Raw genomic sequence first — 13,530 nt, 5'->3', positions numbered from 1 at the left:
GCTCGCCGAGCAGTTCAACTCGGCCGCGCCGACCGAGTTCTACTGGGCCACCACGCGGGGCGAGGACGAGGACTACTTCTTCCTGCCTGCCGACGTCAGCGTCAACTACGCGGAGGTGCACGACCAGACCGTGACCGGGATGTTCCTCGTCTGGGACTTCGAGCTGCCCGCGTGGGTGCAGGACCTGGCCGCAACGGGCTCTGCGGACGAGGTGGGCCAGGTTTTCGACGACCACATCAGCACGCTCGTGTCGCGCTATCGCGGAAAGGTCGACCGGTGGGTGGTCGTGAACGAGGGGATCTGGGGCCCCCAGGACACGGGAGGCAGCGATGCTGTGCTCGCATCGACGGTGTGGCGGAACGCCCTCGGCGGCGGCTACATCGAGCGGGCGTTCCGCGCCGCTCGGGCCGCCGACCCCGACGCGGAGCTGATCTACAACGAGACGGGCGCCGAGGAACTCGGACCGAAGTCGGACTTCCTCTATGCCATGGCCGAGGACTTCGTGGTCCGCGGCGTGCCGATCGACGGCATCGGACTGCAGTTCCATGTGGACGCGGCATTCCCCCCGGACGTGGAGTCCGTTCGAGCCAACATGCGCCGGTTCGCTGACCTGGGCCTCGATATCCACATCACCGAGCTCGACGTCGCGATCGCCGGCCCTTCCGAGGATCAGCTCGACCTCCAGGCCCAGCTCTACGGCGACGTCCTCCGCGCCTGCCTGGACGTGCCCGGCTGCCGCAGCACGACCGTCTTCGGGTTCAGCGATCGCTATTCCTGGGACGAGCTGGGCGAGGCAGCTCCCCTGCTGTTCGACAGGGACTACGCCCCCAAGCCGGCGTTCTCGGCCCTGCAGCAGATCCTGGGCTGACCGGGCTCGGTTCCGCCCCACACTCACCACTGCTGTGCCGCACCTCCAAGCAATTCGCGCAACTTTAGTGGCGTATCCGCCGATCAGGCAGGGCAGGCTTGGCAGGATGGACCGGTGATCGTCGTCGTCGCCCCTGGTCAGGGGTCCCAGACCCCCGGATTCCTCGGACCGTGGCTCGCCCAGCCGGGAGCCCGCGAGCTGGTCGGCCAGTTCGGAGCCGAATCGGGAGTCGATCTCCTGCTGCACGGCACCGAATCGGACGCGGACACCATCCGCGACACCAGCATCGCGCAGCCCCTCATCGTGGCGGCCGGACTGGTGACCCTGCACTCCCTCCTCGCCGACGGGCGCGACGCGCAGGTCGGCGGGATCGCCGGCCACTCCGTCGGTGAGATCACCGCCGCTGCAGGGGCCGGCATCCTCTCCTTCGCCGAGGCCATCCACCTGGTGGCCGAACGGGGCCGTGCGATGGCGGAGGCGGCGGCACAGGCCGACACCGGCATGAGCGCCGTCGTGGGCGGCGACGAGGCCACCGTCCTCGCCGCCCTCGAGCAGCACGGCCTCGCGCCCGCGAACTTCAATGGCGGCGGCCAGATCGTCGTCGCCGGCGCCAAGGAGGGCCTCGCCGCACTCGCCGCTACCCCGCCTGCCGGCAGCCGGGTGATCCCGCTCCAGGTCGCCGGCGCGTTCCACACCCGCTACATGGAGCCCGCCGTGGAGCGGATGCGCGCCGTGGCGGCGACCCTCGACCCTCAGGACCCACTGCTGCCGATCTGGACCAACACGGACGGCAGCACGGTCGACTCGGGCGCCGCCTTCGTCGAACTGCTCGTCGGTCAGGTCTCCTCCCCCGTGCGCTGGGACCTGTGCATGGCGGCGTTCGCGGAGGCGGGGGTGACCGGCATCATCGAGCTGGCTCCCGCTGGCGCGCTCACCGGCCTGGCCAAGCGCGGCCTCCGCGGAGTGCCGGCGGTCGCGATCAAGACACCTGACGACCTGGCCGCGGCGTGGGCGATGCTGGACGGAGACGCATGATCGAGCTCAAGCAGTCGACCGGAGCGCAGTACACGCGCATCCTCGGACTGGGTGCCGCACGTGGCGACCTGGTCGTCCCCAACAACGATCTGGTCGGCCCCATCAACTCCTCGGACGAGTGGATCCGGCAGCGGACGGGCATCATCACCCGCACCCGCGCCTCCGGGGGCGTCAGCGCCGTCGACCTGGCGACCGAGGCGTCGAAGGAGGCCATCGCCGCGGCGGGCATCGCCCCGGAGCAGGTGGACCTCGTGCTCGTCGCCACAGTGAGCAACACCCGGCAGACGCCGTCGCTGTCCGCGGTCCTGGCCGACCGGGTGGGCGCCAACCCGGCAGCGGCCTACGACATCAACGCCGCATGCGCCGGGTACACCTACGCGATAGCCCAGGCCGACGCCTTGATCCGCGCCGGCATGGGGCACTATGCGCTCGTCGTCGGCGCCGAGAAGCTGTCCGACCTCGTCGACCCGACCGACCGCAGCATCTCCTTCCTCCTCGGCGACGGCGCGGGCGCCGCGGTGATCGGGCCGAGCGAGACGCCCGGCATCTCCAAGACGGTGTGGGGTTCGGACGGCTCCAAGGCCGACGCCGTGGGCATGAACGGGACGCTCACCGACTTCCGCGACGGGGTCATCCCCTGGCCGACGCTCCGCCAGGAGGGACAGACCGTGTTCCGCTGGGCCGTGTGGGAGATGGCCAAGGTCGCGAAGGAGGCGCTGGTTGAGGCCGGCGTGACCGCCGACCAGCTGGCGGCCTTCATCCCCCATCAGGCGAACATGCGCATCATCGACGAGTTCGCGAAGCAGCTGGGCCTTCCCGAGAGCGTCGCGATCGCGCGGGACATCGCCACCACCGGCAACACCTCCGCCGCATCGATCCCGCTCGCCACGCACCGGCTCCTGCAGGAGCACCCGGAGCTCTCCGGCGGGCTCGCCCTGCAGATCGGCTTCGGCGCAGGTCTGGTCTACGGCGCCCAGGTCGTCGTCCTGCCCTGACCGCACGGCGATACCCCTCCCGATAAGCTCGAAGCCGCCTCGAACCACACCCCCTCAAGGAGAACAAATGGCACTGTCCACTGAAGAAGTCCTCGCCGGCCTCGCCGAGCTCGTCAGCGATGAGACCGGGATCGCGACCGACACGGTCGAGATGGACAAGTCCTTCACGGACGACCTCGACATCGACTCCATCTCGATGATGACCATCGTGGTCAACGCCGAGGAGAAGTTCGACGTGAAGATCCCCGATGAGGAAGTGAAGAACCTCAAGACCGTCGGCGACGCCGTCAACTACATCGTGAAGGCCCAGGGCTGACGCCTTGACGCCTGCCTGACCTCGGGAGCACCACTGCCATGCCGAAGAAGATCGTCGTCACCGGGATCGGCGCCACGTCGCCGCTCGGCGGGACCGCGCGGGAGACCTGGACGGCTCTGCTCGCCGGCGAGTCCGGCGCCCGCCCGCTGACGGAGGATTGGGTCGCTCAGTACGAGCTGCCGGTCACCTTCGCGGCGTCGGCAAAGGTCCCCCAGGAGGAGCAGCTCGAACGGGTCGAGGCCAAGCGCCTCGACCCGGGGAGCCAGTTCGCCCTGATCGCCGCGCGCGAGGCGTGGGCGGACGCCGGCATCGAGCAGATGGACCCGGAGCGCCTGGGCGTCGACTGGTCCACCGGCATCGGCGGGGTCTGGACGCTGCTGAGTGCGTGGGACACCCTGCGCGAGCGTGGACCCCGGCGCGTGCTGCCGATGACCGTCCCGATGCTCATGCCCAACGCGCCGGCGGCCGCCATCGAGATGAGCCTCGGCGCTCGAGCGTTCGCCCGAACGGTCGTCTCCGCCTGCGCCTCCAGCACGGAGTCCATCGCCAACGCCTTCGACCACATCCAGCAGGGCTTCGCGGATGTGGTCATCGCGGGCGGATCAGAGGCGGCCATCCACCCGCTTCCGCTTGCCTCGTTCGCGTCCATGCAGGCGCTCTCGAGGCGCAACGACGACCCGGCGACCGCCTCCCGGCCCTACGACAGGACCCGCGACGGCTTCGTGCTCGGCGAGGGCGGGGCGGCGATCATCCTCGAGACCGAGGAGCACGCACTCGCCCGCGGGGCGCGCATCTACGCGGAGCTGATCGGCGGGGCGGTGACCAGCGACTCGTACCACATCACCGCTCCCGACCCGGAGGGGTCCGCGGCCGCCCGCGCCATGATCGCCGCGATCGAGACGCACGGCTACAGCCGGGCCGATGTGCGTCACATCAACGCGCACGCGACCAGCACCCCGGTCGGCGACATCGCCGAATACCACGCGCTGCACCACGTGTTCGGCGACCGGCTCAGCGAGATCCCCGTGTCTGCCACCAAGGCTTCCACCGGCCACCTCCTCGGGGGCGCCGGCGGCATCGAGGCGATCTTCACGGTGCTGGCCCTCGCGGAGAGGACAGCTCCCCCCACCATCAACCTCAACGAGATGGACCCGGAGATCGACCTCGACGTCGTCCGTCAGCCGCGCGCCCTGCCGGAGGGCGACCTGCTGGCGATCAGCAACTCGTTCGGCTTCGGCGGCCACAACGCGGTCGTCGCCTTCGCGACGGTCTAGGCGCCTCCCGGCCTCAACGGGGCGGTGGGGACCTCGGCTCAGACCGGGGTCCTGCGCGCCGCGAAGGACGCAGGCTCTCGTCGGCGAGGACCGCCCCCGGCGACCGGCCGAGGGGCGAGGAGGCCCGCGATGCCGCCGCCAGATGCGCGCCGGGCGGCGAGCTCGCCCCGGGCGGTCCGGAGGAGACCAGGCGAGCCGGACCCGGACGCCTCCCTCTCAGCCGACTCCGCGCGACAGCGAGTACACTAACTGTTCGTGGGCAGAGGCAATCCGACCAATCCGTACATCGGGCTCAAGGGCTTCTGGAACCGCTGGAACCGCTTCACCTACACCTTCTCCGGAGCGGCCGACGTGGGCATCGGCCGGGGCAAGGTCGAGGCGCCGTACGCGCCTCCCTTGGAGCCCCGCTGCCCCGTCTGCGACCGACTGATGAGCGAGCACCAGATCGAGCGAGGAACGGCAACCGTCCCTACCCGACTGCACTGCCCCGGCTGAGTCCGCGCGGGTCCGCTCCCGCCTCCGAAAAAGAGGCATGACCAGGCCTTAAAGGGGTGAAGAGCCCCCGGCCGGTACCCATCCGACCAGGGGCTCTTCTGTCGCTTTCGCTAAGTTCGAGGGCCGTTACCCAAACAGCCCGAACGGGTTAGAGCGCGATGCGAACAACCTCAGAGTAGAGCCCCGCGGCACTTCCGCGGGCGAGTCGCCCGGCGTGTCGCGGCAGGTTCATCCGGCGCGGTGCAGCCAGACCACGGGGCTGTTCTCTCCGGCGTGGCGGAAGGACTCCAACTCTTCGTCCCAGGCCTGTCCCAGCGCCAGCCGCAGCTCCTTGTGGAGTTCCAGCGCGTTCACGCCGGCGATGTCCATCGCGTACCTGATGCGGTCCTCGGGAATCACCACGTTGCCCGCGGTGTCCGTCTGGGCATAGAAGATTCCGAGGTCAGGCGTGTGCATCCAGCGGGCGCCGTCGGTCCCCGCGCCGGCATCCTCACTGACCTCATAGCGGAGGTGCTCCCACCCGCGCAGGGCGGACGCGATGGCCGCGCCGGTCCCCTGCGGACCCTCCCAGTAGAAGTCGGTGCGCTGAGCACCCTTCAGCACGGGCTGGTCGATCCAGGTGAAGTTCACGGCACGACCGAGTGCGCGTCCGGCCGCCCATTCGACGTGGGGGCAGAGCGCGCGAGGCGAGGAGTGCACGTAGAGCACACCCCTGGCAATGGATGCAGCCATGGTTGTTTCTCCGTTCAGCTAGGTGCGTCTTCCCCTACGACCTGGTGAACGAATTCCGATGTTGCACCGTTATGAAATTAACAGCCCGGCATCTCCGGTTCTTGAATTATGCAGGACGACACGCCGGAATGACAACCTTGTAAGAGCCGCAGTGCGCGTGCCGTCGGCTTTCGCCGAAATAGCATGATGCCGGAGGGAGGGCAGCCCATGTCGGTTCGCAGCGGGATCCTCGCCATCCTCACCCTGGGACCGGCCTACGGGCTGCAGCTGCACACCGAATTCCTCGCCCGCGCCGCGCATCGGGAACGCGTGAACGTCGGACAGATCTACGGAACACTCGACCGGCTCGCCACCCAGGGACTCATCGAGCGTGCCGGTCTCACTGACGATGCGCTCCCCTTGTACCGACTCACCGGGCCCGGTGCGGCGGAGGCGTCCGACTGGCTGCACGGCCGTGAGCCGGTCGACCGCGACTGGACCGAGATGCTCGATCGCGTGCTCCTCTCCTGCTCGCTGGTGACGGCGGATCCGGTGGCCGTGGTCGACGCGTACCTCGAGAACTGGTCGACCTCGGCCGCGCCGCCGGACCCGGCGGACCCCGCCGCCTTCGCCGCCGCGGCGGCGAATCACCTGGCCCACGCGGCTCGCCGATGGCTGGCGTCCATCTCCGACGCGGCGCAGCACGGCACCCTGCTTCGCGGAATGTCCGAGGAGCGGCCCCGCCGCGGCCGACGCCCCGCTCCCCTCGTCTGACGGCCGTCAGCCGGCAGCGGGTCTGGCGATCGCCTGGAAGGCAGTGAAGGCGCCGGTCCGATGACGGCGGAGCACGCCCGAACTGTCGCGGACCAGGTCCACCAGTCCCATATGCACGAACCACTCGTCGGCGGGCGTGGAACCGGTTCGGTACAGCCAGTCGACGATGGTGAGGAAGGGGAACCAGGTGTACGCCGCGATGGGGATCCCCTCCGCCCGCAGGGCGTCCACCGCGTCCAGCGATTCGAGGAGCCACTCGGCACGCAGCTCTGGCTCTCCGGCGCGGGACGTCTCGGTGACCGCAAGGGGGATGCCGTAGCGGTCCCAGTACTCCCCCAGCACGAGCCGAAGCCCGTCGACGCCCGCCTCCACCGGCTCGTACGTCTCCCCGGCGAGGAAGCGCTGGGTGCTGAACGCCGGGTAGTAGTTGACGCCGATCAGATCGGGCACGACCGGGTTCGCCAGGAACCAGGCCAGCTCGGCTGCATGGACGCCGTGCGCCGCGAGGTAGCCGCGCAGCGGATGCTTCTCGTCGACGCGGCCCATGATGAGGTCGAGCGGCAGGAAGCGCCGTTCCCTCAGCACCTCGAGCGGGATCGGGCCGGACTCGCCGTCCCAGAGGAAGGCCGCATCAACGTGCACGAATCGCGCGGCGGGATTGACCTCGGCGATGCTCTGCTGGGTTCGCACGATGCCGCGCGCCAGGGCGACGGCCACCTTGAGGAAGCCGTCCTGGCCGTGCAGCGCGGGCGGCCACATGCCGATCTCGCCTGCCCACACCGCGTTGATGACCGGCTCGTTGAGCGGGGTGAAGTCGTCCCAGATGCCGGCGTAGCGCTCCGCAACCGCGCGGGCGTAGGACGCCACCCGCTCCGGGTAGGACGGGTCGAGGAAGGAGTCCTCGAGCCAGAGCGGGGTGCCGTAGTGCACGAGGTCGACGATGCACCGCAGCCCCAGGCGCTGCATCTCTTCGACGACCTGATCGAGCCAGGTCCAGTCGAACTCGCCCGGACGCGGCTCCAGCCGGTACCAGGGCACCCCCCAGCGGATCAGCTCGGCACCGGACTCGGCGGCCAGCGCCAGATCCTCCTGCCAGCGGTCGTAGTGCTGAGTCAGCTCGTACTCGTCCAGGCTGCGGTATCCCGGGATCTCCTGGGGCACGAAGGTGTCCTCGATCCCGACGCCGAAGTGCAGCTTCCCGTCGGCGGACCAGTGTCGTTCCGTCATCGGGCGGCTCAGTGCAGCAGCTCGCCGCTCTTGGCGACCACGTTCTTCTCGCCGGCCTCGACGGGGAAGGGAAAGCGGTTCTGCTTCGGCGGCATGGGGCAGTTGAAGTTGTAGCTGAATGCGCAGGGGGGCAGCACGGCCGTGTTGAAGTCGAGCGTGATGGTGCCGTCCGGGTTCGGCGCGACGAAGAGGAAGCGACCGACGCTGTAGGTGGAGTCGCCGCTCGTGGCGTCGGAGAACACGAGCTGCAGGGCGCGCCCCTCCTTGAAGGCGAGGACGGCGTACTCCGTGCCGTCGTGCTCGAAGGTGATCTCGCCCGGGATCACCATCTCCCGCGTGTGCTCGTCCTTCAGGTGCGCGAAGCCGGCGGTGGTCCCGTCGGGATTGGGTGCGAACCGCCCGGAGACGACCCAGGAGGGGTCGTAGTCGAAGGCGTCGATGCCGCCGAACTGCTGGATGGCGTCCGAAGCGGAGTCCCAGACCCGGAGCCCGTAGCTGCCGTCGTGCCCGGCGATGACCGTCCCGCTGACCGTGTCGCTGAAGACGATCTCCGACGGCGCCGGGGAGTCGCGCCCGCGAGCGATCGCCTCGCCGTCCACGAGCCGGCCGTCTACCGTGATCCCGTCTGCCGCGGTCGCGGTGACCTTGAGCCCCGACTCCCCCTCGGGAAGCGGCGCCCAGATGCCCGGCACTCCCCAGATGGGCTGCTCGGAGTCGATCCACTGGGTGTTGACGAGGGCGAGGAAGCCCTTGGGCTGGACCACCGCCTCATCCCGCCGCGAGCGGAAGCGCGAGTAGCGCTCCTCGGCGGTCGGCGTCGGTGCAGCCTGGGTCGTCGTGGTGTCGGTCATCCGTCCATCCTTTCGCCCGAACCGGATGCAGCCAACCTCGACACGCGTTATCGGGGGTCGGCCGCCGCCGGCCGCCAGAGCGGGAGGACGGGGATCCCCGGCGGGGTGAAGCCGAGCGCCTGCCCGTAGAAGGAGAGGCAGGCCTCCCGCACCCTGATGCGGGTCTCCATCTTCCGGAACCCGTGCCCTTCCCCGGGGAACACCAGGTAGGCGTGCGGGATCCCCTTGGCCAGGAGGCCGTCCCGAAAGCGCTCCGACTGGGCGGGAGGGACGACGCGGTCGTCGAGTCCCTGCAGCAGCAGCACCGGGCAGTCGAGTCCGTCCAGGTGATTCAGCGGCGACCGCTCGTCGTAGAGCGCCTGCGCCTCGGGCAGCGGCCCCACGAGGCCGTCGGTGTAGCGGGCCTCGAAGTCGTGGGTTTCCGCCGCCAGGGCGGTGAGGTCTGCGACTCCGTAGAGCGAGACGCCGCAGGCGAACTCGTCACTCCGGGTGAGCGCGGAGAGGACCGTCCAGCCGCCCGCCGATCCGCCTTCGATCGCCAGCCGGGAACGGTCCGCGAGGCCGGCGTCGGCGAGGCCCGTCACCGCGGCGATCACGTCCTCCACGTCGACGACGCCCCACTGGCCGAGCAGCCGGTCGCGGTACTCCCGTCCGTAGCCGGTGGATCCGCCGTAGTTGACGTCCACCACACCGATGCCGCGACTCGTGTAGTAGGCGAAGACGAGGTTGACGCCTGCCTTCGACTGGGCCGTTGGGCCGCCGTGCACGAACGCGACGTAGGGCGGGAGCTCCCCCTCCGGCCCTCTGAATGCGGGATTGCGAGGGGGGTACACGAGAGTGTGCACGTCCCGCGCTCCGTCGAAGGTGCGCTCCTCAGCCAGCGGAAGGTAGTCCGATTCGGGCAGCGCGTCGTAGGCCAGCCGGATGTCTCGGAGCCGCCCCGTGCGGAGATCGAGCTCACGCAGGCCGTCGACGAGCAGGGCGCTGCCACCCTCGAGGAGGATGCGCCCCGGAGCCGCGTCGGCGAGTTCGATGCCGGTGAGTTCGAGGGGCGCCTGCTCGGCCGTGCCGGTGGCGGGGCTCAGGAGCTCCAGCCGATCGCTGCCGCGGGTCGACACCGCGGCGATGCGGCCGTCGGAGAGCGGCAGGAACCAGCGGAGCCCGAGGTTCCACAGCGGGCCTCCGGTCTCCCGCTCCTGGTCGAGCTGGGGCGCGACGGTACCGTCGAGACCGACCCGGACGAGGTTCCACCATCCGGTCCGGTCGGTGATCGCGTAGAGCGCGTCCAGCCCGTCCCACTCGGGCTGCAGGACGGACTCGGTCTCCCCGCCGATCAGGCTGTACCAGCCGGTGACGCGATCGCCCTCGAGCTCGCCGACCCGCAGCTCGGTGCCGTCCCAGGGCATCCGGGGGTGGTCCCACGCGATCCAGGCGAGCCGGGTGCCGTCGGCCGAGAAGCGCGGATAGGCCACGAAGTCGCTGCCGGCGACGACGGACACGATCCGTCCCGGATCCTCCGCCGCGCTGCCGTCGAGCGGGATCAGCACGATGTCCCGTTCGACCCCCGCGTCGGTCTGCACCTCGCGGACCGCGACGACGCGGTCGCCGGCGAAGCTCAGGTCGCCGTACGCGGTGCCTGGCGCGTCGGGGGTGAGGACCTCCGGCTCGTCGCCCGGGGCGAGCCGGTAGATGCGCTGGTCCGAGAACTCCACGAACACGAGCCCCGAGTCGGAATCCGCGGTCCAGGCCCCTCCCCCGTACTCGTGAACGCGGCTGCGGGCGTTCCACGGCGAGGGAAGGAGCACGACCGGATCGCCCTCGTCCCCGGCGCGGTAGACGCCGGACCTGCCGCCCTCTGTGGCGCGGACCTCCGACCACCAGATCTGGTCGCCGACATAGCGGGCACCCGAGACCGGGTGCGACCCGCCCGCCACATCGGCCGCGCTGAGGGGCGAGGTCCAGGAGCCGAACGGGGCGACGACGGTGTCGGTCATCGCTCCAGCGTAGGGTCCGGATCCGGGCGCCTTCGGGCCTTGATTTCGAGGCGCCCTTCCGCGGCTCTTCGCTCAGCCGTGGCCATGGTCCCCGGAGTTCTCGTCCGACTACGCCTGGCCGTAGTCGTCGACGATGACCACGTCCAGCGGGAAGTCGATGGGGAACTCGCCGAAGAGCAGCCGTCCGGCGGCCCGAGCGGCGGCCCGCACCGCGTCCGCCACCGCATCCACCTGCTCCGCCGGGGCGTGCACGAGGACCTCGTCGTGCAGGAAGTAGACGAGCTCGGGGCGCGCGCCGTCCTCGGCGGTGAGGGGAACGAGGCGGCGGCGCAGCTCGGCAAGCCAGCACAGCGCCCACTCGGCCGCGGTGCCCTGCACCACGAAGTTGCGCGCGAACCGGCCCCGCTCCCGCGCGGCGGAACGGGCCCGGCGCTGCTCGGGCGACTCCAGGCCGGAGTCGACCGCCAAGGTCTGCGCATCACGCCACCCGGGGCCTGCGGCGGGCGCGCTGCGCCCGAGCCGGGTGGAGACCGCCTCTCCCTTCTCCCCTGCGCGCGCCGCCGTCTCGACCAGCCCGATCGCGAGGGGGAAGGCCTGCGCGAGCTTCGGCAGCAGTCGGCCGCCCTCGCCCGCGGTGGCACCGTAGATCGCCCCGAGCATCGCGTACTTCGCCGAGTTGCGGTCCGGCACCGCGCCGGTCGCCACGATGCCCTCGTAGAGGTCGCCGGCACGCCCCGCCCCCGCCATGGCGGTGTCCCCCGACATCGCCGCGAGCACCCGGGGCTCCAGCTGGGCGGCGTCCGCCACGACGAGCTTCCACCCCGGGTCGGCGAGCACGGCGGACCGGATCTGCTTGGGCAGCTGCAGGGCTCCCCCACCGCGGGCGGCCCACCTTCCGCTCGGCACGCCGCCGGGGAGGAAGTCGGATGAGAAACGGCCGCCGACCACCCAGGTGTCGAGCCAGTTCCAGCCGTTGGCGGTGAGCAGCCGAGACCGCTTCTTGTAGTCGAGGAGCGGCGGGATGGCGGGGTGCTCGATCCGCCGGAGCTCGGCCGACCTCGTCGTCTGCACGTTGAGGCCTGCGCCGCGGAGGGCGGCGAGGACCTCCTGGGGCGAGTCAGGGTTGAGCTGCGGCGCGTCGAGCGCCCGTCGGATCTCCCCCGCCAGCGCCTCCAGTCGTGCGGGGCGAACCCCGGGCGGAACACGGGGTCCCAGTTGCTCCTCGAGCAGCGCCTCGTGCCGATCGACGTTCCACGGCAGCCCTGCGTGCCGCATCTCGGCGGCGGCGAGCGCACCTGCGGACTCCGCGGCGAGCAGCAGTCGAAGCCGGTTGGGCTCGGCGCAGGCGGCGACCGCGGCCAGCTGTCTCTGCAGCTCGGCGACGGGGTCCCCCGCCGTGCCGGCCGGCAGCACGTCGAACAGGGTCTGCGCCGATGCGGACCCGGCCGACGGGGTCTCCCCGTCCAACTCGTCCCGCGGCGCGGTCGCCACCTCGCTGCCCGCGGTCAGCGTGGAGTTTCGGAGGATCGCCCGGCACAGCCGGAGGTCGTGGCAGCGCTCGATCCGCACGCCTGCGTCGAGCAGCGGCGGATAGGCCACCGCGGTGTCGGTCCACGTCCACCGGGGAGACTCGACCGAGAGCCTGCGGACGAAGTCCTCGAGCTCCCCGTTCCCCACCTCGGTCGGCGATCCTGCCACGCGACCGGAGGGATCGACGCGAGTCACCGTCGAGCCGGACGGCGACGGAGTGAGGACGACGTACACCGAGTCAGTCTGCCTGGTGCCACCGACGGTGTGCGGGAAGGGCCGGCCGCGACGGGCCCGCCCTTCCCGCCCCGGTCACTTCTTCTTGGGCTGGCGGGCCGCCGCGTCCTCACGGATGCGCTTGCCGTCTGCCACGTCCTTCTCCTCCTTGTCGGCCGCCTTCTCGCTCTTCTTGGTGTCGCGCGGCGGCAGCTGGATGGTCTCCTCCGCCGCGATTCCCCCCTGCAGCTGACGGCCGCGCTCGAGCTCGGCATCGAACTCCGCACCGAAGAGCAGTGCGATGTTCGCGATCCAGAGCCAGAGGAGGAAGACGATGACGCCCGCGAGCGACCCGTAGTTCTTGGCGTAGTTCGAGAAGTTGGTGACGTAGAGCCCGAACAGCACCGAGGCCACGATGAGCACGACGATCGCGAGCAGCGCGCCGAGGCTCATCCAGCGGAACTTCGGCTGCTTGGAGTTGGGGGTCGCGTAGTACAGGATCGCGACCATCAGCACGAGGATGAGGAGGATCACCGGCCACTTGGCGATGTCCCACACCGTCTGGAACGTGTTGCCCACTCCGATGGCGTTTCCGACCGCCTGGGTCACCGGGCCCGAGATGATGAGCATCACCACGATCGCGAAGATCATCAGCACGCCGATCAGCGTCACGAGGAGCTGCACCGGCTTGAGCTTCCAGAACGGCCGGCCCTCGTCGATCTCGTAGATGCGGTTCATGGCCCGGGTGAACGCGCCGACGTAGCCGGACGCGGACCAGATGGCGAGCACGATGCCGGAGATCAGCGCGAAGCCCGCGGCCGGCGAGTTCGCGAAGCCCTCGATCGGCCCCTTCAGGACCTTCACGGCGTCGCCGGGAGCGACCTGTCCGAGGATCTGGAGCAGCGTCTGCGTCGCCTGCGGGCCTTGACCGGTCACTCCGAGCAGGGAGACGAGCGCGATCAGCGCGGGGAACAGCGCGAGCACCGAGTAGTAGACGAGCGACGCCGCGATGTCGGTGCACTGGTCCGAGGTGAACTCCCGCATCGTCTTGCGCAGCACGTAGGTCCACGACCGCTTGTGCAGGTCCTTGGCGGAGTCGGGCTTGCGTGGATCCTCGGGGTCGGGGGCGTTGGCCAGCCGCTCGCTGGCTCCGACGTCGGTCATGCTGGGTGCCTCTTCTCGTGGGAATGGTGCAGGGGGAAAAGCAAGGGGCCGCGGTTGCAGCCGCGGCCCCTTGTCATGCAGAA

The 13,530-nt window shown here is 70.4% G+C and carries 13 protein-coding genes; 7 read left to right on the top strand and 6 right to left on the bottom strand.

What is annotated here, in order from left to right:
• From JWR33_RS06415 to JWR33_RS06390, 6 genes are all read left to right on the top strand, one after another.
• On the top strand, nt 1–868 hold an 868-nt coding region (locus JWR33_RS06415), incomplete at its 5' end, for an endo-1,4-beta-xylanase (RefSeq protein ID WP_297410366.1).
• Between the two features lie 114 nt (nt 869–982).
• The gene (locus tag JWR33_RS06410) at nt 983–1,903 is read left to right on the top strand and encodes an ACP S-malonyltransferase (protein WP_297410365.1); all 921 of its coding nucleotides are present in this window, start codon (nt 983–985) and stop codon (nt 1,901–1,903) included.
• Nucleotides 1,900–2,898, top strand: coding sequence for a beta-ketoacyl-ACP synthase III (locus JWR33_RS06405; RefSeq protein WP_297410364.1), 999 nt, complete (start codon nt 1,900–1,902; stop codon nt 2,896–2,898). Before JWR33_RS06410 ends, JWR33_RS06405 begins: the two co-directional genes overlap by 4 nt.
• Before the next feature lie 67 nt (nt 2,899–2,965).
• Nucleotides 2,966–3,214 carry an acyl carrier protein gene (locus JWR33_RS06400; protein WP_297410363.1) on the top strand — a complete coding sequence of 83 codons (249 nt, stop codon included), beginning with the start codon at nt 2,966–2,968 and terminating at the stop codon, nt 3,212–3,214.
• Between the two features lie 38 nt (nt 3,215–3,252).
• A complete protein-coding gene (locus JWR33_RS06395) occupies nt 3,253–4,488 on the top strand; it encodes a beta-ketoacyl-[acyl-carrier-protein] synthase family protein (protein ID WP_297410361.1) in 1,236 nt (411 codons plus the stop codon).
• Nucleotides 4,489–4,743: 255 nt separating this feature from the next.
• Nucleotides 4,744–4,983, top strand: coding sequence for a hypothetical protein (locus JWR33_RS06390; RefSeq protein ID WP_297410359.1), 240 nt, complete (start codon nt 4,744–4,746; stop codon nt 4,981–4,983).
• A 228-nt stretch (nt 4,984–5,211) separates the two neighbouring features.
• On the opposite strand, the gene JWR33_RS06385 is transcribed toward JWR33_RS06390, so the two are convergent.
• Nucleotides 5,212–5,715 carry a DUF3145 domain-containing protein gene (locus JWR33_RS06385; protein WP_297410357.1) on the bottom strand — a complete coding sequence of 168 codons (504 nt, stop codon included), beginning with the start codon at nt 5,713–5,715 and terminating at the stop codon, nt 5,212–5,214.
• Between the two features lie 207 nt (nt 5,716–5,922).
• Between JWR33_RS06385 and JWR33_RS06380 the strand changes: the two genes are divergently transcribed.
• Nucleotides 5,923–6,468, top strand: coding sequence for a PadR family transcriptional regulator (locus JWR33_RS06380; RefSeq protein ID WP_297410355.1), 546 nt, complete (start codon nt 5,923–5,925; stop codon nt 6,466–6,468).
• A 6-nt stretch (nt 6,469–6,474) separates the two neighbouring features.
• On the opposite strand, the gene JWR33_RS06375 is transcribed toward JWR33_RS06380, so the two are convergent.
• The 5 genes from JWR33_RS06375 to JWR33_RS06355 form a co-directional block, all read right to left on the bottom strand.
• Complete coding sequence (locus tag JWR33_RS06375; protein ID WP_297410354.1) at nt 6,475–7,695, bottom strand: family 1 glycosylhydrolase; 1,221 nt, start codon at nt 7,693–7,695, stop codon at nt 6,475–6,477.
• Nucleotides 7,696–7,703: 8 nt separating this feature from the next.
• Complete coding sequence (locus JWR33_RS06370) at nt 7,704–8,546, bottom strand: DUF1684 domain-containing protein (RefSeq protein WP_297410352.1); 843 nt, start codon at nt 8,544–8,546, stop codon at nt 7,704–7,706.
• A 47-nt stretch (nt 8,547–8,593) separates the two neighbouring features.
• Complete coding sequence (locus JWR33_RS06365; RefSeq protein ID WP_297410351.1) at nt 8,594–10,540, bottom strand: prolyl oligopeptidase family serine peptidase; 1,947 nt, start codon at nt 10,538–10,540, stop codon at nt 8,594–8,596.
• A gap of 108 nt (nt 10,541–10,648) precedes the next feature.
• A complete protein-coding gene (locus JWR33_RS06360; protein ID WP_297410350.1) occupies nt 10,649–12,304 on the bottom strand; it encodes a bifunctional 3'-5' exonuclease/DNA polymerase in 1,656 nt (551 codons plus the stop codon).
• Between the two features lie 75 nt (nt 12,305–12,379).
• The gene (locus JWR33_RS06355; RefSeq protein WP_297410348.1) at nt 12,380–13,447 is read right to left on the bottom strand and encodes a YihY/virulence factor BrkB family protein; all 1,068 of its coding nucleotides are present in this window, start codon (nt 13,445–13,447) and stop codon (nt 12,380–12,382) included.
• Nucleotides 13,448–13,530: the final 83 nt, after the last annotated feature.

The sequence above is a fragment of the Naasia sp. genome (assembly GCF_025465545.1).
Lineage (GTDB): Bacteria > Actinomycetota > Actinomycetes > Actinomycetales > Microbacteriaceae > Naasia.
Note: the sequence above shows the minus strand (reverse complement) of the source record. Positions and strands in the feature narration are given on the sequence as shown.

What these genes read in the sequence shown, in the direction of transcription:
- JWR33_RS06395 (WP_297410361.1), top strand. Translation starts at nt 3,253, where the DNA reads ATGCCGAAGAAGATCGTCGTCACCGGGATCGGCGCCACGTCGCCGCTC.
- JWR33_RS06375 (WP_297410354.1), bottom strand. Translation starts at nt 7,695, where the DNA reads ATGACGGAACGACACTGGTCCGCCGACGGGAAGCTGCACTTCGGCGTC.
- JWR33_RS06380 (WP_297410355.1), top strand. Translation starts at nt 5,923, where the DNA reads ATGTCGGTTCGCAGCGGGATCCTCGCCATCCTCACCCTGGGACCGGCC.
- JWR33_RS06400 (WP_297410363.1), top strand. Translation starts at nt 2,966, where the DNA reads ATGGCACTGTCCACTGAAGAAGTCCTCGCCGGCCTCGCCGAGCTCGTC.
- JWR33_RS06405 (WP_297410364.1), top strand. Translation starts at nt 1,900, where the DNA reads ATGATCGAGCTCAAGCAGTCGACCGGAGCGCAGTACACGCGCATCCTC.
- JWR33_RS06385 (WP_297410357.1), bottom strand. Translation starts at nt 5,715, where the DNA reads ATGGCTGCATCCATTGCCAGGGGTGTGCTCTACGTGCACTCCTCGCCT.
- JWR33_RS06355 (WP_297410348.1), bottom strand. Translation starts at nt 13,447, where the DNA reads ATGACCGACGTCGGAGCCAGCGAGCGGCTGGCCAACGCCCCCGACCCC.
- JWR33_RS06365 (WP_297410351.1), bottom strand. Translation starts at nt 10,540, where the DNA reads ATGACCGACACCGTCGTCGCCCCGTTCGGCTCCTGGACCTCGCCCCTC.
- JWR33_RS06370 (WP_297410352.1), bottom strand. Translation starts at nt 8,546, where the DNA reads ATGACCGACACCACGACGACCCAGGCTGCACCGACGCCGACCGCCGAG.